This is a genomic window from Actinomycetota bacterium, assembly GCA_016700055.1.
Classification (GTDB): Bacteria; Actinomycetota; Acidimicrobiia; order Acidimicrobiales; family Ilumatobacteraceae; genus Kalu-18.
The window spans coordinates 2,966,121-2,985,133 of the sequence record CP064997.1 but is presented as its reverse complement, the minus strand read 5'-3'; the positions used below and the strand labels follow the sequence as shown (position 1 = coordinate 2,985,133).

The 19,013-nt window shown below is 71.0% G+C and carries 18 protein-coding genes; 11 read left to right on the top strand and 7 right to left on the bottom strand.

What is annotated here, in order from left to right:
- The first annotated feature begins 2 nt into the window (after positions 1-2).
- Complete coding sequence (locus IPM43_14440; protein ID QQS24576.1) at positions 3-797, top strand: enoyl-CoA hydratase/isomerase family protein; 795 nt, start codon at positions 3-5, stop codon at positions 795-797.
- Here IPM43_14440 and IPM43_14435 read toward each other — a convergent pair.
- Positions 790-1,476 (bottom strand): response regulator transcription factor, encoded by a 687-nt coding sequence (locus IPM43_14435; GenBank protein QQS24575.1) that lies wholly within the window; start codon positions 1,474-1,476, stop codon positions 790-792. The genes IPM43_14440 and IPM43_14435 overlap by 8 nt on opposite strands.
- Positions 1,477-1,686: 210 nt before the next feature.
- Here IPM43_14435 and IPM43_14430 point away from each other — a divergent pair, with 210 nt between their 5' ends.
- Positions 1,687-3,072 (top strand): HAMP domain-containing histidine kinase, encoded by a 1,386-nt coding sequence (locus IPM43_14430; protein ID QQS24574.1) that lies wholly within the window; start codon positions 1,687-1,689, stop codon positions 3,070-3,072.
- A complete protein-coding gene (locus IPM43_14425) occupies positions 3,069-3,761 on the top strand; it encodes a GerMN domain-containing protein (GenBank protein ID QQS24573.1) in 693 nt (230 codons plus the stop codon). The genes IPM43_14430 and IPM43_14425 overlap by 4 nt, the downstream gene beginning before the upstream one ends.
- Positions 3,762-3,768: 7 nt before the next feature.
- Here IPM43_14425 and era read toward each other — a convergent pair whose 3' ends face one another.
- Complete coding sequence (gene era, locus IPM43_14420; GenBank protein QQS24572.1) at positions 3,769-4,620, bottom strand: GTPase Era; 852 nt, start codon at positions 4,618-4,620, stop codon at positions 3,769-3,771.
- Positions 4,617-6,182 carry an AMP-binding protein gene (locus IPM43_14415; GenBank protein ID QQS24571.1) on the bottom strand — a complete coding sequence of 522 codons (1,566 nt, stop codon included), beginning with the start codon at positions 6,180-6,182 and terminating at the stop codon, positions 4,617-4,619. Before IPM43_14415 ends, era begins: the two co-directional genes overlap by 4 nt.
- 129 nt (positions 6,183-6,311) lie before the next feature.
- Here IPM43_14415 and IPM43_14410 point away from each other — a divergent pair, with 129 nt between their 5' ends.
- Both IPM43_14410 and IPM43_14405 read left to right on the top strand, forming a co-directional pair.
- On the top strand, positions 6,312-6,749 hold the full coding sequence (locus tag IPM43_14410; protein ID QQS24570.1) for a hypothetical protein: 438 nt from the start codon (positions 6,312-6,314) through the stop codon (positions 6,747-6,749).
- Between the two features lie 30 nt (positions 6,750-6,779).
- Positions 6,780-7,238, top strand: a complete 459-nt coding sequence (locus tag IPM43_14405) for a MaoC family dehydratase (GenBank protein QQS24569.1) — start codon at positions 6,780-6,782, stop codon at positions 7,236-7,238.
- Here IPM43_14405 and IPM43_14400 read toward each other — a convergent pair.
- Positions 7,229-8,200, bottom strand: coding sequence for an LLM class F420-dependent oxidoreductase (locus IPM43_14400; protein QQS24568.1), 972 nt, complete (start codon positions 8,198-8,200; stop codon positions 7,229-7,231). The two genes, IPM43_14405 and IPM43_14400, sit on opposite strands and share 10 nt — an antisense overlap.
- A gap of 81 nt (positions 8,201-8,281) precedes the next feature.
- On the opposite strand from IPM43_14400, the gene IPM43_14395 reads away from it, so the two are divergent.
- Positions 8,282-9,913 carry an acyl-CoA synthetase gene (locus IPM43_14395; protein ID QQS24567.1) on the top strand — a complete coding sequence of 544 codons (1,632 nt, stop codon included), beginning with the start codon at positions 8,282-8,284 and terminating at the stop codon, positions 9,911-9,913.
- Between the two features lie 18 nt (positions 9,914-9,931).
- Here the strand turns inward: IPM43_14395 and IPM43_14390 are convergent, their stop codons facing one another.
- Positions 9,932-11,152 (bottom strand): acyl-CoA dehydrogenase family protein, encoded by a 1,221-nt coding sequence (locus IPM43_14390; protein ID QQS24566.1) that lies wholly within the window; start codon positions 11,150-11,152, stop codon positions 9,932-9,934.
- Positions 11,153-11,331: 179 nt separating this feature from the next.
- Here IPM43_14390 and IPM43_14385 point away from each other — a divergent pair, with 179 nt between their 5' ends.
- On the top strand, positions 11,332-11,967 hold the full coding sequence (locus IPM43_14385; GenBank protein ID QQS26476.1) for a ubiquinone/menaquinone biosynthesis methyltransferase: 636 nt from the start codon (positions 11,332-11,334) through the stop codon (positions 11,965-11,967).
- Positions 11,968-11,971: 4 nt separating this feature from the next.
- Positions 11,972-13,156 carry an isochorismate synthase gene (locus IPM43_14380; protein QQS24565.1) on the top strand — a complete coding sequence of 395 codons (1,185 nt, stop codon included), beginning with the start codon at positions 11,972-11,974 and terminating at the stop codon, positions 13,154-13,156.
- A 3-nt stretch (positions 13,157-13,159) separates the two neighbouring features.
- Here the strand turns inward: IPM43_14380 and menD are convergent, their stop codons facing one another.
- Positions 13,160-14,875, bottom strand: coding sequence for a 2-succinyl-5-enolpyruvyl-6-hydroxy-3-cyclohexene-1-carboxylic-acid synthase (gene menD / locus IPM43_14375; GenBank protein ID QQS24564.1), 1,716 nt, complete (start codon positions 14,873-14,875; stop codon positions 13,160-13,162).
- A gap of 35 nt (positions 14,876-14,910) precedes the next feature.
- Here menD and IPM43_14370 point away from each other — a divergent pair, with 35 nt between their 5' ends.
- On the top strand, positions 14,911-15,726 hold the full coding sequence (locus tag IPM43_14370) for an alpha/beta fold hydrolase (GenBank protein QQS24563.1): 816 nt from the start codon (positions 14,911-14,913) through the stop codon (positions 15,724-15,726).
- On the opposite strand, the gene IPM43_14365 is transcribed toward IPM43_14370, so the two are convergent.
- Complete coding sequence (locus IPM43_14365; GenBank protein ID QQS24562.1) at positions 15,684-16,550, bottom strand: 1,4-dihydroxy-2-naphthoate polyprenyltransferase; 867 nt, start codon at positions 16,548-16,550, stop codon at positions 15,684-15,686. The two genes, IPM43_14370 and IPM43_14365, sit on opposite strands and share 43 nt — an antisense overlap.
- Positions 16,551-16,584: 34 nt before the next feature.
- Between IPM43_14365 and IPM43_14360 the strand changes: the two genes are divergently transcribed.
- Together IPM43_14360 and IPM43_14355 are read left to right on the top strand one after the other, a co-directional pair.
- The gene (locus IPM43_14360; protein QQS24561.1) at positions 16,585-17,709 is read left to right on the top strand and encodes an AMP-binding protein; all 1,125 of its coding nucleotides are present in this window, start codon (positions 16,585-16,587) and stop codon (positions 17,707-17,709) included.
- 104 nt (positions 17,710-17,813) lie between these two features.
- Positions 17,814-18,989, top strand: a complete 1,176-nt coding sequence (locus IPM43_14355) for an MFS transporter (GenBank protein QQS24560.1) — start codon at positions 17,814-17,816, stop codon at positions 18,987-18,989.
- The last annotated feature ends 24 nt before the right edge of the window (positions 18,990-19,013 follow it).

Below are 19,013 nucleotides of genomic sequence, written 5' to 3'. Positions count from 1 at the left end.
GCGTGGCAGAACACCCGGTCAGGCTCGACGTGCACGACGAGGTGGCCACGATCACGCTCGACTCCCCCGGCAACCGCAACGCCTTGTCCCGCGCGCTCGTCGCCGGGCTGAACGCCGCGCTCGACGACGCTCTGGCCGGCGAAGCCCGTGTGATCGTGCTCACCCACTGCCCACCCGCGTTTTGCGCTGGCGCCGACCTGAAGGAGCGCGCGGCGGCCGGCGGTTCCACGCCGGCGGGCAGCTCCTCGTCGCCGATGGTGAGGGCGATGCGAGTGCTGATGGAATCCGACGTACCGACGATCGCCGCCGTCAAGGGCCCGGTGCGGGCTGGGGGCATCGGCGTGATGGCCGCCTGCGACCTCGTGGTCGTCGACCCCGCAGTCGACTTCGCGTTCACCGAAGTACGCATCGGCGTCGCTCCGGCGATCATCTCCGTGCCGATCCTGCGCCGCGTCGGTGCCGCCCAGCTCACGGCGCCGTTCCTCACCGGCCAGGTCTTCGACGCCGACCACGCCCGCCAGATCGGTCTCGTCACCCACGTGAGCGCAGATGTCGACGCGACGGTGGCCGGTCTCTGCGCGGCGATCGTCTCCAGCGCCCCGGCGGCCACGGCGGCGACCAAGCGGCTGCTGCACGAGGTCCCCGGGCTTCCGCTGGACGAGGCCTTCAGCCGGATGCAGGCCCTCTCGGAGGCCCTGTTCGGCGGGGCCGAGGCCGCCGAGGGGATCACCGCCTTCGTCGAGAAGCGGTCCCCGCGCTGGCCGCCGCGAGCGGGTCGGGCCACCGAGCTCAGCTGATCAGGCGGTAGCCGATGCCGCGCACGGTCACGATCAGGCGGGGGTCGTCGGGCTGATCCTCCACCTTCACCCGCAGGCGGCGAACGTGGGCGTCGACGAGCCTGCTGTCGCCGAGGTAGTCGTAGCCCCACACCCGCTCCAGGAGCTGATCCCTGGACAGCACCATGTTCGGATGGTCGGCGAACTCGCACATCAGCCGGTACTCCGTCTTCGTCAACGCCAGCTCACGCCCCGCCTTCACGACGATGGCCTGGTCGCGGCGCAGCTCCACGTCGCCGAAGCGTTCGGCGCGGCCCGTCGTCGGGATCTCCGAGTGCAGCTGCACCCGGCGCAAGTGCGCCCTGATCCGGGCGGCGAGCTCTTTCGGGACGACCGGTTTGGTCACGTAGTCGTCGGCACCCGCTTCGAGCCCGGCGACGAGGTCGTGGGTGTCGGTCTGCGCCGTGACGATGATGATCGGCACGATGCTCGATGCCCGGATCGACCGGCACACCTCGAACCCGCTCAGGTCCGGAAGGCGCAGGTCGAGCAGCACCAGGTCGGGCTCGGCGGTGGCGAAGGCGGCCAGGCCGCTCAGGCCGTCGGGCGCCTCCCGCACGGAGTAGCCCTCGTCCTCCAACGCCAGGCGCAGGGCGAGCCTGATCGGGTCGTCGTCTTCGATGAACAGCAGGTCGTGCACGGTCAGGCCATTCTGCCTCGCCGTCACCGCCACGCAGTTGTTACAGAAATCGCGCACAGCGCGCAAGGGGCTGTCACAGACGGTGACCAGGATGGCGGTGTTCACGCTGCCCCGGTGGGGTACCTTCCTCCCCCTGGTGCCCCACCGGCCAGCGTGTGAACCCTCCCTCTTGCGCCTCCCGCCCGCCTTCGGCGATGACAGGATGGCGCAGTGCCCGCCCGTCGCCAGCGTCGCTCCCTCCGCTTGCGCACGCGCGTCACGCTGCTGTTCTTGCTCTCCGGGCTCGTCGCCGCGGTCGGGCTGAGCGTGGTCAGCTACCTGGTCGCTCGCGCGTACTTGCTGGATCGCCGCGACGAAGTTGCCGAGCGGCAGGCCTTCAACAACGCGCAGCTCATCCGCACGCAGCTGAAGAACCGCCGCGGCGAGGCGTTCGAGCTGGTCAGCGGGGTGCGCACGGAGCCGGGAGGATTCGCCGTGCTTCACCTCGAGCCGGAGGACCTCTTCTACTCCCAGGATCTGAGGTTCACCCAGACGGCGTTCCCGGACCAGCTCGTCAACGCGACCATCTCCGGGCGCACCGGCTCGCAGCGCTTCACGCTCGACGGAGAGCCGTTCGTCGGCATCGGGGTGAGCATCGCCGAGATCGACGCCAACTACTTCGAGGCGTTCCCGATGAGCAGCGAGCAGCGAACGCTGCGGCTCATCGGTTCTACGCTGGCGCTCGGGACCGCCATCACCACCCTGCTCGCCGCAGGGCTCGGGTGGTGGGTGAGCCGGCGCCTGCTGCGCCCGCTGACCCGCGTCGCCGATGCGGCGAGCGACATCGCCTCGGGCGGGCTCGACACCCGGATGGAGCCAGAGGCCGATCCCGACCTCGAGCGCCTCGCCCACTCGTTCAACGACATGGCCGACACGGTGCAGGCCCGCATCGAGCGGGAGACCCGGTTCGCGTCCGACGTCAGCCACGAGCTGCGCTCGCCGATCACCGCGCTGACAGCGGCGGTCGAGGTGCTCGACGCGCGCCGCGCCGACCTCCCCGAGCGCAGCCAGCAGGCCCTCGACGTAGTCGTCAGTCAGGTGCGACGCTTCGACGCCATGGTGATGGACCTGCTCGAGCTGTCCCGTCTCGACGTCGGTGCCGGCGACCTCCACCGCGAGGAGCTGGCCATCGCCGACGTGGTCGAGCGCATCGCGCGCCGCCACGGCTTCGCCGGGGTGCCGGTGCTCGTCGGCCACGAGGGTGACCGCTCGGTGATGGTCGACAAGCGGCGTCTGGAGCGGATCGTGGCCAACCTGCTCGACAATGCCCGGCTGCACGCCGGCGGCCCGGTAGCGGTGACGATCGACGGCGCGCCCGACGGCAGCATCCTGCTCGCCGTGGAAGACGCCGGACCAGGGGTCTCCGCGAGCGAGAAGGCGCACATCTTCGAGCGCTTCGCGCGCGGCACCGCAGGACGGAGCCGGGCCGGCGGCACGGGTCTCGGCCTGGCCCTCGTGCGCGAGCACGCCCGCTCCCACGGCGGCGACGCGTGGGTGGAAGACCGCTCCGGCGGCGGTGCCCGGTTCGTGGTGCGCTTCCCGGGGAGCCGTCGATGAGCGCCCCTGGATCGCGGAGTCGGCTCGCCGTCGGCGCCGCCGCGGCCGTCGTGCTCGCGCTCGTCACGGCTTGTGGGGTGCCGGGCGAGAGCGACTTCCAGCAGATCGACTCGGCAGACATCCCGTATGGGCTCGACGCGACCACCACCTCGACGACCATCGCGTCCACCACCTCGTCCGCGTCCTCGACGACCATCGCGCGGCAGACCACCACCGAGCCCGCGACCACGAGCACGAGCACGAGCACGACGGTCCCCGTCGAAGTGGTGACCCTTTTCTGGGTCACCGGCGCGGAGCTGTTCCCGACCAGCCGACTGCTGCTCAGCCCCGCCGCACCCCCGCAGGTGCTGACCGCACTCCTGGAAGGACCGCCCGAAGGCGACATCGCCGCCGGGCTGCGCTCGGCGATCCCCGAGGACACCGAGATGACCGTCGGGGTGGAGCGCGGCGTGGCGACGGTGGAGCTGCCCCCGGCGTTCATCACCGACGTCCCCGGCGGCGAGCAGCGCCTCGCGGTGGCCCAGATCGTGCTCACGCTGACCCGGCGCGGAGGGCTCGGCCAGGTGACGTTCACCATCGGCGGCGTTCCCCAGGCGGTGCCCCGCGGGCGCGGTGACCTGACCGAGCCCGGCGACCTCGTGAGCTGTGACGACTACGAGAACCTGCTCGGCCCCGGCCTCGGATGCTGAGCGCGCGCTAGTACCCGAGCCGCTCGACGCGGTCGGGGCGGCGCTGCCAGTCCTTGTCGACGGTGACGTGCAGCTCCAAGAACATGCCCGGTGGCAGCTGGCGGCGCGCGGCCTCACCGGCTCGCTTCAGGACGGCGCCACCCTTGCCGATGACCATGCCCTTCTGGCTCTCCCGCTCGACGACGATCTCGACGCGCACCCGCGGCCACTCCCATTCCGTCACCCTGGTGGCGATGGAGTGAGGTAGCTCCTCACGGGTGACCGCGAGTAGCTGCTCGCGCACCAGCTCGGCCACCCACTGCTCCTCCGGGACGTCGCTGACCATGTCGGCTGGATAGAACTGGGGACCCTCGGGTAGCCGCGCCACCAGGTGCTCGACGAGTTCACCGACGCCGTCGCCGGTGCGTGCGGAGAGCGGGAAGTACGCCTCGGCGCCGAGCTCCGCGGCAGCGGCGAGCTGGGCGAGCACCTGGCTCTTCGACGCGATGTCGGTCTTCGTCACCACGATCACCGCGCGCTCGATGTCGAGGCGCTCTGCCACCCAACGATCGCCGCCGCCGAACGGCTTGGTGGCGTCGAGCAGGAGACATGCCACGTCGACGTCGTCGAGGCTGGCGAGCGCCGCCGAGTTCACCCGTTGGCCGAGGGCGGTGACGGGCTTGTGCAGACCCGGGGTGTCGACGAACACGATCTGCGCGTCGGGACGGGTGAGCACCCCGCGCACCTGCCGGCGCGTGGTCTGGGGCTGAGGGGAGACGATCGACACCTTGCGCCCACAGATCGCGTTTAGCAGCGTCGACTTGCCGACGTTCGGCCGGCCGACCAGCGTGACGAATCCCGAGCGCAGTTGCGCGGTCACACGTTCGTACCGTGGCCCTGCCAGAACGGCGCGCGCAGCTCGCGCTTCAGCATCTTGCCGCTGCCCGTCTTCGGCAGCTCGGCCGACCAGCTGATCGAGCGCGGGATCTTGTAGCTGGCGAGGTGCTCGCGGGCGTACGCGACGACGGCGGCCTCGTCTAGCGACGAACCCGGCGCGAGCACCACGACGGCGTGCACGCTCTCGCCCCACTCGTCGGAGGGCACGCCGAACACCGCCGCCTCGTAGATCTCGGGGTGGTGCTCGAGGACGCCTTCGATCTCGGCCGGGTACACGTTCATCCCCCCCGTGATGATCATGTCCTTCTTGCGGTCGCAGATGTAGATGTAGCCCTCGTCGTCGCGGTAAGCGATGTCGCCCACGGTCTGGTACCCGTGCTTGGAATCGGCGACGAACTTGTCGTGCTGCTTGTAGTAGTCGGCGAAGATCGACGGGCTCTTCACGAACAGCTCGCCGGTGTGCTCCGGGCCACGCCCGGTCACCTCGTTGCCGTCGTCGTCGAACAGCGCCACCTCGACCCCCGGGGCGGGAAGGCCACACGAGCCGGGCTTGCGCAGCTGGTCCTCCGGGCGCAGCACGCAGTTCACGCCGAGCTCGGTGGAGCCGTACACCTCGAACAGCGAGTCCTCGGGGAAGTCGGCGAGGTACATCTTCTTCAAGGCGAACGGCCAAGGCGCCGCGTTGGCGATCATGATCCTCATCGAGGACCGGTCGTACTTCGCCTTCACCTCGTCGGGCAGCGTGCAGATCATGCGGATCGGCGTCGGCGCACTGAACGTGGAGGTGACGCGGTACTTCTCGACCAACCGCAGCCAGTCCTCCGGGTCGAACCGGCGCTGCAGCACGACCGTCTGTCCGAGCGATTGCGCGACGCCCATGAAGCCGCCCGGGCCGGAGTGGTACAAGGGGCCGGTCGGCAGGTACACGTCGTCGGGCGAGTAGCCGATGTGGGCGACCAACGCCATTCCCTGCGCCGGATCCACCGTGTTGCGCCGCAGCGCACCTTTCGGCTTGCCGGTCGTGCCGGAGGTGTAGATCATCGTCGACCCGGACTCGGCCGCGTCGGCGGATTCCACCGGCTGGGGCTCATCCGCCGACGCCGCCGCCACGAGCGCGTCTACGTCGACGAACCCGTCCGGTACAGCGCCGTCGAAGACCAGCACGTGGCGCACCTTCGGGAGGTCGGCGAGAATGCGCTCGAACGTCGGCGCGAACTCGGCGTCGACGTACACGATCGTCGCGTCGCAGTGGTCGGTGACGTAAGCGGCCTCTTCGTCGGACAGGCGGTAGTTGAGCGGAACCGCCGTCACCTTCAGCTTGCGGGCGGCGTTGACCATCGTGACCACGCCCGGCGAGTTCTGGCCGCACCACACCACCTTCGTCCCCGGACCGGCGCCGAACCCGGCGAGCACGTTCGCCAGCCGGTTCGACTGCTCGTCCAGCTCGCGGAACGTGAGGGTGCGCGCCGTGGCGCCCGGCCGGTCGTCGACCACGGCGAGCTTGTCCGGATGCATCTGGGCGTACACCGCGAGGAAGTCGGCCATGGCGAGGCTTCGTAGCATACGCCGCGCCCCGGTCACGGCCCGGAGGGGCATCCGGACGGGCGCGGTGAGCAAGCGGCTGAGTCGGTCGAACATCGATGCTCACGGTACGCCTGTAAGACTGTTCGCACTATGCCGACGTCCGCCCCCCTCGACCTGCGCAAGTGGTTCGACCGTTTCCAGCCACAGACCCTGCAGATCGCGACCTGGCTGCTCTACCTGAACGGCCTCTTCGCGCTGGTCGACTTCGCCGGCGAGCGCGGCTGGATCGGCTACGCCCGGGTCGACAAGGGCATCGTCGGCACGCTCGTCGGACTCGGCATCGTCGTCGCTTACGTGGCCGGCGGCTTCTTGATGGCCAACGACCGCAAGCTCGGCTACAGGCTGGCCCTGATCGGGGCGTTCTCCCCCTTCGTCTTGCGCTTCTGGGTGCTCTGGGATGTGCCCGGGATCAGCTTCTTCGACATGCTCACAGGTCGCCAAGCGATCGGTTTCATCTTCGACGTGGCGCTCTGCGTGCTGTTGCTCCACCCGACGAGCCGCGAGCACCAGCGGGTCTGGTATCGCTGAACGGGCCAGGCCGTGGCACACTCGTCGCCCATGGCACCCCGCATCATCGACGGTCCCGACGAGCTGAAGGCGCTGGTCGGCGAGCACCTCGGCTACAGCGACTGGCTGGAGATCACCCAGGACCGGGTCAATCTGTTCGCCGACGCCACCGGCGACCACCAGTGGATCCACGTCGACGTCGAGCGGGCCAAGGCCGGACCCTTCGGCGGACCGATCGCGCACGGCTACCTCACGCTGTCGCTCGGCCCCGTGCTGTACCCGCAGGTCGTGCAGGTCCGCGGCTTCTCGATGGGGGTCAACTACGGCGCCAACAAGGTGCGCTTCCCCTCGCCCGTCCCCGTCGGATCGAAGGTGCGCCTCGGCGTCAAGCTGGCCGGCGTCGAGGACATCGCCGGCGGGGTGCAGCTCACGATGGAGTTCACCTTCGAGGTGGAGGGCGCGCCGAAGCCCTCGTGCGTGGCCGAGATAATCTTCCGCAGCTACGTCTGAGACCGGAACTCGGGGATCACCTTCGTCGCCAGCAACTCCAGGCTCTCCGTGCTCGGGTAGTCCGAGCACCAGGGCACGAAGCCGCCACAGCCGAGCGCGATGTAGGACTCGATCTTCTCCGCCACCTGCTCGGGCGTGCCGACGAGGTTCCCTTCCCGCCAGCTCTCGAACGGCTCGTTCCAGAGGCTCTTCGTGCCCGCTGCCGTGATCTCGGCCTCGGTCTCCCGAATGAACAGCTCCGGTGACCAGGTCTTCACGATCTCGGCCTCGTCGCGCTTGACCGCGACGCAGTGCGCCCGCAGGACGTCGCGCTTGCGGGCCCACTCCGCGGGATTGCCGCCGAAGTTCGAGCGGTCCGCGTGCTTGGCCACGACGCGCAAGGTGAGCTGCTCCCCGCCGCCACCGATCCAGATGGGCGGGTGCGGCGACTGCAACGGCTTCGGGTCGCAGTTCGCCCGCAGCAGCTCGTAGTACTTGCCCCGGTAGGTGGTCTCGTCCTCGGTCCACATCGAGCGCACGATCTCCACCGACTCCTGGAGCATGCCGATGCGGTCCTTCGGCCGCGGGAAGTCGTAGCCGTACGCGCGGTACTCGTTCTCGTACCAGCCCGCGCCGATGCCCCAATCGAGACGGCCCCCGGAGACGACGTCGACCGTCGACGTGATCTTCGCGAGCAGCGCCGGGTTGCGATAGCTGTTGCACCCGACCATCTGCCCGAGGCGGATGCGGCTCGTCAGCTGGCTGATCGCGGTGACGACGGTCCAGCACTCGAACACCGCCTCGTGCGCCGGCCGGGGGACGTTGTGGAAGTGGTCGTAGAGCCAGATCGAGTCGTACCCGAGCTCCTCCGCCAAGAGCGCGACCTCGACGGCCTTGTCCCACTTGGCCCGCGCCCCCTCGATCGCCGACAGCTCCATCTTCCACCCCTGGGGCATGAAGACCCCGAAGATCACGTCGCTCATACGTCGCAACCTAGGCGCGTTGCACCGAGGTGCACTCCCGCCGATTCGTGACCGCTGTCACGGCGGTCGTACCTTCGTCCCATGGCGGGCGCGCCCACTGCCGAGTTCACGGTCGGCGAGGTCCACGAGGCCATCGCCGCCACCCGACCCGAGCGCGAGTGCATCGTCTTTCGCGACCGCCGTCTGACTTGGGCCGAGGTGACCGATCGCACCCGCCGCCTGGCGAACTACCTGAACGGGCGTGGCCTCGGCTGCCACGTGGAGCGATCCGCGGGCCTCGAGGGCCACGAGAGCGGTCAGGACCACCTCGGCATCTACCTGTACAACGGCAACGAGTACCTGGAGGCGATGCTCGGCGCGTTCAAGGGCAGGGTCGCCCCGTTCAACGTCAACTACCGCTACGTCGCCGAGGAGCTCACGTACCTGCTCGCGGATGCCCGCCCGTCAGGGCTCGTGTACCACTCCCGGTTCGCCCCGATGCTCGCCGCGATCGTGGGCGACCTTCCGGGGATCGAGGTCTTGCTGCAGGTGGCCGACGAGACCGATCACCCGCTGCTACCGGGAGCGGTGTGGTACGAGGACGCGCTCGCGTCGGCTTCGCCGGAGCCGCCCCCACCAGCGTCGCCCGACGATCTCTACATCCTCTACACCGGCGGCACCACGGGCATGCCGAAGGGTGTGCTCTGGCGGCAGGCCGACGCGCTGACGGAGTGCATGGGCGGCGCACGTGACGCCGTGCGCGTAGACGACTTCGTCGCCGCGGCCACGGGGCGGCGCGCGCTGCTCGCGCCACCGTTCATGCACGGGGCCGGGCACTGGATGAGCTTTGGCACGTGGAACACCGGCGGCACCGTGTTCGTCCAGGACGACCCCGGCCACCTCGACCCCGCCGACATCTTGGGGCTCGTGGAGCGGGAGCGGATCGAGTTCCTGCTCATCGTCGGCGACTCGTTCGCCCGGCCCCTGCTCGACGAGCTCGACCGCAAGGCGTACGACCTCTCCAGCCTGGCAGTGGTGCTGTCGGGCGGCGCGACGCTGTCGGCGCACTACAAGGACGCGCTCCTCCAGCACCTGCCGACCGCGATCGTCATCGACGGCCTCGGCTCCTCCGAGGCCGGGGGACAGCTCGCCCATGTCTCGACGGGTGGCTGCGCGTCGACGGGGACGTTCGCCCTCACCGAGGGCAACCACGTGCTCTCCGACGACCTGTCGCGGGAGTTGTCCCCCGGCGATCCCGAGATCGGCTGGCTAGCGAAGAGCGGGCGCCTCGCCCTCGGCTACCTCGGTGACCGCGCGAAGACGCAACGCACCTATCCCGTGGTGAACGGGAGGCGGTACGTGGTGCCCGGCGACCGTGCTCGGCTGACCGCCGACGGCATGGTCCAGGTTCTCGGCCGCGAGGCGGCCACCATCAACACCGGCGGCGAGAAGGTGTTCGCCGAAGAGGTCGAGTCGGCGCTGCGCCAACACCCCGACGTGTACGACTGCATCGTCACCGGCAGGCCGAGCGAGCGATGGGGGCAAGAGGTAGTCGCCGTCGTCCAACTGCGCGAGGGCTCCCCGGCCACGAGCGCCGACGTGCTCAACGAAGCAGCGCGCCACATCGCCCGGTTCAAGGTGCCCAAGCTGGTCGTGTTCGTCGACCGCGTGGTCCGCTCTCCTTCGGGCAAGGCTGACTACCGCTGGGCGAGAGCGGTCAGCGCCGAGGCCTGAGCGCCGGCCTGAGGCGCACTAGAGCGGCAGGTTGCCGGTGGCCGAACGGGTGCTGCCGTGGTCTTTCCAGGCGGCGATCGTGCGCTGGGCGATGCGCATCTGGTGGATCTCGTCGGCACCGTCGGCGAAGCGGCTCCAGCGCGCCTGCGTCAACATGCCGGCGAGCGGGGTGTCGGTGGAGTAGCCGAGCGCGCCGTGCACCTGGATCGCGCGGTCGATGATGCGCCACAAGCTGTTGGCGACGAAGTGCTTGGCCATCGACACCTCGGCGACGAAGTCCTCGCAGCGCTCGATCTTGTACGCGGCGTGAAGCACCATCAGCTTGCACTGGTACATCTCCATCGCGGAGTCGGCGATCATCCACTGGATGCCCTGCTTCTCGGCCAGGTACGAGCCGTGGCTGTACCTCTCGAGCGAGCGCTTGACCATCATGTCGAGGGCGGTCTCGGCCTGGCCGATCCACCGCATGCAGTGCGCGAGGCGGGCCGGCCCCAGCCTGTACTGACCAAGCAGATGTCCCTGGCCCTGCCCACCGAGCATGTTCTCGTGCGGCACCCGCAGATCGTGGATGAGGATCTCGCAGTGGTTGTGCCCGCCCGACATGGTGTGCACGTCGCGCACGATCTCCCAGCCCTCGCTCGGCAGGTCGACGAGAAAGCACGTGTTCGCCGCCTGGGGGATGTCGGGGTCGTCCTCTGTCCTCGCGAGCAGCAGCGCGAAACCCGCGCCACGCGCACCGGAGATGAACCACTTGTGACCGTTGATCACCCACTCGTCGCCGTCTCGGTAAGCGGATGTCTTGATGAGCGTCGGGTCGCTGCCCGCCACCTCCGGCTCGGTCATCGCGAAGCAGCTCCGCGCGGTGCCCTCGCACAGCGGTCGCAGGTACTTCTCCTTCTGCTCCGGCGTCGCCCAGTGCAACAGCGTGTGCTGGTTGCCTTCGTCGGGTGCCTGCGCGTTGAGCACGAACGGCCCGATCGAGACCTTCGCCGCTTCTGCCGACACCGCCGCCATCGCCGTCGGGCCGAGGCCCATCCCGCCCCACTCCGGCGGCATGTGCGGCAGCCACAGCCCCCACTCATGGCGCGCCGCGTGACGGAGCTTGACGATCGCCCCGACGAGCTGGCGGCGATCGGTGGGATCGATCGACTCCCACTCCGGACGAACCACTTCGTCCATGAAGCGGCGCACCTTGACGCGCACCTCTTCGACCTCGGGCGCAAACGTGAAGTCGATCATCGCCGCGGTACCCCCTTTCCTCGCGTGTGGTGAGTCTCGCCGCTCCCGCGTGCGCGCCGCCACCCCTACTCGTAGCCTCGTCAGCCGTGACCGAGCGCGAGCCTTCGACCGCGGCCAGAGCAGCGTGGGACAGCGACGAACTGCCCGAGGGCCAGGCCAAGGCGCACGCGGTGCGCGAGATGTTCGACACGATCGCGCCGCGCTACGACCTCTTGAACCGGATCATGACCTTCCGCCTCGACGTGCGTTGGCGCCGGCGCGCGGTCCGCGACCTCGCGCTGGCGCCGGGCAGCGTGGTGGCCGACCTCGCGAGTGGGACCGGGGACCTGTGCATCGATCTCGCTCGCGCCGGCCACCGACCGCTCTCGATCGACTTCAGCTTCGGGATGCTCGCCGAAGACCGCAGCGGGGCGCCGCGGGTGCAGGCCGACATCGTCCGTCTGCCGCTGCGCGACTCGGCGGTGGACGGTGCCGTCTGCGGCTTCGCGTTGCGCAACCTCGTCGACCTGCCGGCGTTCTTCGCCGAGCTCGGCCGCGTCGTGCGCCCCGGCGGGCGCATCGCCCTGCTCGACGTCGGCGTGCCCCGCAACGCCCTCGTCCGCTGGGGCAACGGCGTGTACTTCGGCCGGGTGGTGCCGAAGATCGGTGCCCTGCTGTCCGACCCCGGGGCCTACCGGTACCTGCCACGCAGCGTCGCCTACCTGCCCGAACCCCCCGTGCTGGTCGCCGAGCTGCAGCGCGCCGGGTTCGCCGACGCCGTTCATCGACCCCTGACCGGTGGCATCACCCAGCTCTTCACCGGCACGGCGAGCTGACCGGATGCGAGCGGTAACCAGCAGGGTCGCGGGCGACCTCGACCTCGACGCGTTCGCCCGCGGTGACGGCTACCTGTTCGTGCGCGACGGCATCGGAGTGGCCGGGCGGGGCGTCGCCGCTCGGGTCGATGTCGACGAAGCGGTCGAGTTGCTGCGCTCGATCGAGCACGAACAGGCGCCCGGCCATCCCGGGTGCGGGCCGGTGGCCATCGGCTGCGTGCCGTTCGAACCAGGGGCGCCGGCCGAGCTCGTCGTCCCGGCGGTGACCATCTGCAGAGACGACGACGGCCGGTGTTGGTCGACGGTCGTCGACGATGCGCGGTCCGAGGCGCTCGACTCTGCGCCACCGCCCGCTCCCAGCGCGGCAGCGTTCACCGTCTCAGCGCTGACACCGGTCGACACGTATCTGAATGCCGTCGCCACCGCCCGCGACGCCGTCCGCTCCGGTCTGCTGACGAAGGTGGTGATCGCGAGGGACGTGCTGGTGGAGAGCGACCGCCCGATCGACGTCCATTCCGTGCTGCTGCGCCTGCGGGCGAGCTTCGGCTCCAGCTACCGCTACTCCGTCGACGGGCTGATCGGCGCTTCGCCGGAGCTGCTCGTCGCCGTGGCCGGCGACGTGGTGCGCTCCCACCCGCTGGCCGGCACCACACCGCGAACGGGTGATCCGGCCACCGACGAGCGCTTGGCTGCGGCGCTGGTCGCCAGCATGAAGGACCAGGTCGAGCACCGGGTGGTGATCGAGGTCGTCCACGACACCTTGCTGCCGTGGTGCAGCTACCTCGATTGGGAAGCGGAGCCCTCGATCGTGCCGGTGGCCAACGTGCAGCACCTCGGCAGCGCGGTGGAGGGACGACTCAGCGACCCGACGCCGACGGTAGTCGAGCTGGTGCGCGCGCTGTCGCCCACCCCGGCGCTCGGCGGCCATCCGCGAGACGCCGCGCTACGCCTCATCGCAGACGTCGAGGGATTCGAGCGGGGCCGCTACGGCGGCGCCGTCGGCTGGGTCGACGCGCACGGCAACGGCACGTGGGCGGTGGCGATCCGCTGCGCCGAGCTGTCTCCCGACCGTCGCCGGGCGCGGCTCTTCGCCGGCGGCGGCATCGTCGCCGACAGCGATCCGGCGGCGGAGTTGGGCGAGACGCAGGCCAAGTTGCAGGCGATGCTCTCCGCGCTCGTGCGCCCCTAGCGTTCAGCCGAGCGCTCCTCCGAGCGCGTCGTGCACGGCGCGGTGCAGCGCATCGTGCACCGCCTTGTTCGACTGCCGGTCGGTGCGCACGCGCACGACGTGCGGGCCCGGGACCGCGACGGCGGCGGCGAGGTCGGCGGTGGAGACGGCGGTGCACGTCGGCAGGCCGTGGGCCGCGGCCAGGCCGGGCACGTCGGTGCCGTGCGGGGTGCCGAACAACTGCTCGAACCGGTCGCTCGCCAGCTCGGTCGCCTGCGGCAGGAACGAGAAGATCCCGCCACCGTCGTTGTCGACGACGACGATCCGCACGTCGGCGTCCCTTCGCGCCAAGGCGGCGAGCGACGAGGAGTCGTGCACGAACGCGACGTCGCCGATCAGCAGGCCGACGGGGCGCCGCGTGCCGAGAGCGATCCCGATCGCGGTGGCCACCACGCCGTCGATGCCGTTCGCTCCCCTGTTCGCGTGCGTGCTCACGCCGGCACGGGATCCGGCGAACCACTCGACGTCGCGCACCGGCATCGAGGACGACACCACCAGGTGCGCGCCTTCCGGCAGCGACTGCAGGACGGTGCGCGCCGCCCCCGGCTCGGTGAGCTCGGCCTCGTCGGCGAGCGCGGCCGCCAGCGCAGCCTCGGCGAGCTGTTCCGCGCGGCGCCAGCGGGCGAGCCAGGGCGTGCCGCTCGCGCCGCGCAGCTCCGCGGCCAGAACCGCGCACACCGCTGCCGGATCGCCGACGACGCGGTGCGTGACGGCATGTTCGGGGTCGACCACCCGAGGGCGCGCCCCGACATGCACCTGCACCGCCCCGCTGGCAGCCGCCCACTCGGCCAGCACCTTCGACGCCGGGGGATCCCCGAGCCGCACGACCACCTGGGGGGCGTGTGCGGCGGCGAACTCGTGGTGGCGCAGGATGCTGTCGAAAGCACGCACCGCGCCGGGGAGTTGGCCGCAACCGCTGCGCGGGTCGGCCAGCACCGGCCACCCGGCGGCGTCCGACAGCCGGCCGACCGCCTCGGGCGAGCCGGCCCCGCGGCCGGCGACGATCACACCGCGCTGGGCGTCGACAACCCGGGCGAGCCGAGCCACGTCCGCCGGGTCGGCGGCGAGCGCTGCCGGCCACGTGACTGGAGCACGGTCGCTGGCGCCGCGCCGCGCCGGCAGCTCCCCCGCGGGTGCGACGAGCGGGTCGCGAAACGCCAGATTCAGGTGCACCGGGCCGGGATGCGGGGCGCCGGTGGCCGCCAGCGACCGCGCCGCCACCGCTCGCCAGGTGCCCGCCACCGATGCGTCGGCGACTCCGGGGTCGTGGTACCAGCGCGCCGCCGGCCCGTACAGGCGCGTCTGGTCGATCGTCTGGGGAGCACCGACGTGATGCAGCTCCGGTGGCCGATCGGCGGTGAGCACGAGCAGTGGCAACCCCGCCAGGTCGGCTTCGACCACCGCCGCGTGGAGGTGCACCGCGGCGGTACCACTGGTGCACAGCACGGCCGCCGCCCGGCCGGTGGCCTCCCCGATGCCGAGCGCGACGAACCCGGCGGAGCGCTCGTCGAGCACGACGTGTACGCGGATCTCGTCGCGGGCGGCCAGCGCGAGTGCCATCGGGGTGGAGCGCGATCCCGGTGACACCACTGCGTGGGCCAGTCCTTGCGCCACCCATTCGTCGACGAGCGTCGCGCACCACGTCGCCTGGACGACCCCGAAAGCCTGCCGCGCGTCCATCGGCTCGACACGATAGGGGCCTATCGTCACCGTCGATGGCCGACAAGGCGCGCGCGCTCGCCACCTGGTCGCTCGGCGGCGGGGAACGCCTGGTGCTGGTGCACGGCTTCACCCAGACCGGGCGCTCGTGGCTGCCGATCGCCCGCCAGCTGGCCGAGCGCTACCACGTGAGCGCGGTGGACGCCCCCGGCCACGGCGGATCAGCCGACGTCGACACCGACCTCCCGGATGGCGCCGCACTCCTCGGCGCGGCGGGAGGGCGGGCAACGTACGTCGGCTACTCGATGGGTGGCCGGCTGTGCCTTCACCTGGCACTCGCCCACGCCGCGCTCGTCGAACGGCTCGTGCTCGTCGGCGCCACCCCTGGCATCTCCGACCCGGCCGAGCGGGCGGCGCGCCGGCGCAGCGACGAGCAGTTGGCCGAAGACCTCGAGCGTGACGGGGTCGAGGCGTTCCTCGACCGGTGGCTGTCGAACCCGATGTTCGCCGGGCTGCCCGACGACCCCGCCGACCGCGCCGAGCGGGGCGGCAACACGGCCGCCGGTCTCGCGTCGAGCCTGCGCCGCTGCGGCACCGGCACGCAGGCCGATCTGTGGCCCGAGATCGGCCGGATCACGTGCCCGACACTCCTGATCACCGGGGAGCGCGATCACAAGTTCACCGAGATCGCGCGGCGGATGAAGTCAGCGATGCCCCGAGCCGAACTTGCGGTGGTGCCCGACGCCGGACACGCCGCGCACCTCGAACGACCTGCCGAGGTGATCCGCCTCGTGCGCGAGTTCCTGCAGGCCCACCCTGTGGAACAGCTTCAGGCACCGAGCGAGAGGAAGAGCGCGAGCGACGCGCCGTAGACGAGCTGCAACCCGCCCGTGCCGGCGAGCACCGTGACGAGCTCTGCCCCCTTGGCACCGCGGCGTACGGCGACGACGGGTCTGACGGCAGCCGCCGCGGCGAAGGGTACGGCCGCGAGCGCGAGCGGCCGCCACGGCGCCGTCGCTGCGGCCGCGAGGAGAGCGCCGGCGACGAGCAGCACGTACATCTGGCGCGTGCGCGCGTCGCCGAGGCGCACCGCGAGCGTCCGCTTGCCGACGGAGGTGTCGGAGGGGATGTCACGCAGGTTGTTGACCACCAGCAACGCGCAAGCGAGGAACCCGACTCCGGCGGCAGCGACGAGCGACAGCGCCGTTACCCGCTCGACGACGACGAAGGTCGTGCCCGCGGTGGCGACGAGCCCGAAGAACACGAACACGAACAACTCGCCCAGCCCGAGATACCCGTAGGGCCGCGGCCCACCCGTGTAGAACCAGCCGGCCAGCAGGCACGCCGCCCCTACCGCGAGCAGCCACCACGTGGTCGTCGCGGCGAGGGCCAACCCGGCCACGGCGGCGACGCCGAAGGCCACGAGCGCGGCGCGCTTCGCGGACCGCGGTGTCGCCAGACCGGAGGCCACGAGACGCGTCGGGCCGACCCGGGCGTCGTCGGTGCCCCGTACGCCGTCGCTGTAGTCGTTGGCGTAGTTGACCCCCACCTGCAGGGCGAGGCTGACGACCAGCGCCACAGGGACGCGCCACCAGACCGCACCGCCCTCGCCCACCGCGCACGCCGCCCCGACGGCCACGGGCACGACGGCGGCAGGAAGCGTGCGCGGTCGTGCACCGATCACCCAGCGGTTCATGTCGCCAGTCTGCCAGCGCCCTTAACCTGTCCGCGTGGCGTCGCTCGTCGCTCTCGACCTGCCCGGGGGGCCCGACTTCGTCGACGCCCTGCGCCGGGTGTGGGACCGCGGCGACACCGCCTTCCCGGTGGACCAGCGCCTGCCGCCGAAGGCGAAGAGGGCGGTGACCGCGTCGATGGCGCCGGGGAGTGTCATCGACGAAGGCCTCGAGGAACGCAGTCTCCCCGGAGGGCGACCGACCGAGCCCGGCGACGCCCTCGTGGTGGCCACCAGCGGATCGACCGGTGAGCCGAAGGGGGTCGTGCTCACCCATGACGCCGTCGCGGCCTCGGCGCGGGCGTCGAGCACCTGGCTCGACGTATCGAGCGGCGACCGATGGCTCGCGTGCCTGCCGCTCGCCCATGTCGGGGGCCTCTCGGTGGTGACGAGGGCGCTCGTCACCGGCACCGGACTCACGGTGCTGCCCGGCTTCGACGCCGAGCAGGTTGGCGCCGCCGCTCGCGCAGGGTGCACCCTCGTCTCGCTCGTCGCGACGGCACTCCCCCGGATCGACCCCCGCCTCTTCCGGGTCATCCTGCTCGGCGGTGGTCCCCCGCCCGCGGCCCGCCCAGACAACACCGTCGCCACCTACGGTATGACCGAGACCGGTAGCGGGGTGGTCTACGAGGGGCATGCCCTCCCCGGCGTCGAGATCCGCGTCGACGACGCAGGCGAGATCCACGTGCGCGGTCCGATGCTTCTGCGCTGCTACCGCGACGGCCACGATCCGTTGGACGCGGACGGCTGGTTCGCGACGGGCGACCTCGGTGGCCTGCTGCCCGACGGCCGGCTCACGGTCGCCGGTCGCCGCGGCGAGCTGATCATCACCGGCGGCGAGAACGTGTGGCCGGACGCGGTCGAGCGGTCGTTGCGCAGCCATCGCGCCGTCGCCGACGTCGCCGTCGCCGGGCGCGCCGACCCGGTGTGGGGCCAGCGGGTGGTGGCGTTCGTGGTCCCCGCCGACGAGGTCGAGCCCCCCACCCTCGACGAGCTGCGCGCGCACGTGAAGGCAGATCTCGCCACGTTCTGCGCGCCGCGCGAGCTGCAACTCGTGACCGTCGTGCCGCGAACTGCACTCGGCAAGGTGCGTCGCACGGAACTGCTGTCACGGACGGGGTAGTTTCGCGGCCTGATGACGGGGCTGGCGAGGCGATGAGGGCTGGCCGCGCGGCAGACCCGGCGCGTCTACCGTCCGCCTATTGGCGCCAGTGGGGCGCCACCGCAGTGTCGAACACCGGTGACGGCATGAACCTGGCCGCGATGCCGCTGCTCGCGTACAGCCTCACCGACGACGCCCGGATGATCGCCGCGGTGACGTTCGCCGCCTCGTTGCCCTGGCTCATCTTCTCGTTGCCGATCGGAGTCTGGATCGACCGCTGGGACCGCCAGCACACGATGGTCATCGCGAACGTCGTGCGCGCGGCGCTGTTCGCCGTGATCGCCGTCGGCGCAGCCACCGGTCGCCTCGGGATCGAGGGGCTGCTCGTCATCCTGGTCGGGGTCGGCATCGGCGAGGTGCTGTTCGACAGCACGGCGCAAGCCTTCCTGCCGTCGATCGTCCAACCGGAGCAGCTCCCGAGAGCGAACGGGATCCTGTACGCCACCGAGGTCGTCGGCAACGGGTTCGTCGGGCTGCCGATCGGGGCGTGGCTGTTCGTGGCGATGATCGGGCTGCCCTTCGGCATCAACGCCGCTTCCTTCCTGCTGGCGGCGGCGCTGATCGCCAGCATCCGGTTCGCGCCGGGTTCGGCTCCCACCTCGTCCAAACTGCCGAGCCCATTCCGCACCGAGCTCTCCGACGGATTCCGCTGGCTGTTCGCCAGCCCCCTGCTGCTCAGCCTCGCGATGCTGCTCGCCGCGGTGAACCTCGGCCTGCACTTCGGATACGCGGTGTTCGTCAAGTTCGCGGCCGAGGAGCTGGGGGTCAGCGAGCGCGGGTACGGCCTGCTGCTCGCGGTGATGGCTCTCGGCGCAGTTGCCGGTGGTCTGCTCGGCGATCGTTTCGCCGAGCGCCTCGGCTCGTCGTCAGCTCTGCTCGGCGCCTACTTCGCGTTCGGGATGTGCCAGATCGCGATGGGGCTGGCCACGAGCGTGTGGATGGTGGCGCTGATCGCGGCCGCCGAAGGCATGGCGACGACGGTCTGGAACGTGATCTCGGTGTCGCTTCGCCAACGGCTCATCCCCAAGCACTTGTTCGGCCGCGTGAACGGCATCTTCCGCTGGCTCGGCACCGGATCGGTGGCGATCGGTGCGTTGATCGGCGGCCAGCTGGCCTACCACGTCGACATCAGGGCCCCGTTCATCGCCGGAGGCGTGGTCACCCTCGTCGCGCTGGTCGTGGGCGCCTGGCCGGTGCGGCCGGCAGCACTAGCCCGCGCCGAAGCGCTAGCGGCGGCCTAGCGCGCCCCTCCGTTCTCGGTCGGA

What these genes read in the sequence shown, in the direction of transcription:
- IPM43_14425 (QQS24573.1), top strand. Translation starts at nt 3,069, where the DNA reads ATGAGCGCCCCTGGATCGCGGAGTCGGCTCGCCGTCGGCGCCGCCGCG.
- IPM43_14415 (QQS24571.1), bottom strand. Translation starts at nt 6,182, where the DNA reads ATGGCCGACTTCCTCGCGGTGTACGCCCAGATGCATCCGGACAAGCTC.
- IPM43_14410 (QQS24570.1), top strand. Translation starts at nt 6,312, where the DNA reads ATGCCGACGTCCGCCCCCCTCGACCTGCGCAAGTGGTTCGACCGTTTC.
- IPM43_14405 (QQS24569.1), top strand. Translation starts at nt 6,780, where the DNA reads ATGGCACCCCGCATCATCGACGGTCCCGACGAGCTGAAGGCGCTGGTC.
- IPM43_14400 (QQS24568.1), bottom strand. Translation starts at nt 8,200, where the DNA reads ATGAGCGACGTGATCTTCGGGGTCTTCATGCCCCAGGGGTGGAAGATG.
- IPM43_14395 (QQS24567.1), top strand. Translation starts at nt 8,282, where the DNA reads ATGGCGGGCGCGCCCACTGCCGAGTTCACGGTCGGCGAGGTCCACGAG.
- IPM43_14390 (QQS24566.1), bottom strand. Translation starts at nt 11,152, where the DNA reads ATGATCGACTTCACGTTTGCGCCCGAGGTCGAAGAGGTGCGCGTCAAG.
- IPM43_14385 (QQS26476.1), top strand. Translation starts at nt 11,332, where the DNA reads ATGTTCGACACGATCGCGCCGCGCTACGACCTCTTGAACCGGATCATG.
- IPM43_14380 (QQS24565.1), top strand. Translation starts at nt 11,972, where the DNA reads ATGCGAGCGGTAACCAGCAGGGTCGCGGGCGACCTCGACCTCGACGCG.
- menD (QQS24564.1), bottom strand. Translation starts at nt 14,875, where the DNA reads ATGGACGCGCGGCAGGCTTTCGGGGTCGTCCAGGCGACGTGGTGCGCG.
- IPM43_14370 (QQS24563.1), top strand. Translation starts at nt 14,911, where the DNA reads ATGGCCGACAAGGCGCGCGCGCTCGCCACCTGGTCGCTCGGCGGCGGG.
- IPM43_14365 (QQS24562.1), bottom strand. Translation starts at nt 16,550, where the DNA reads ATGAACCGCTGGGTGATCGGTGCACGACCGCGCACGCTTCCTGCCGCC.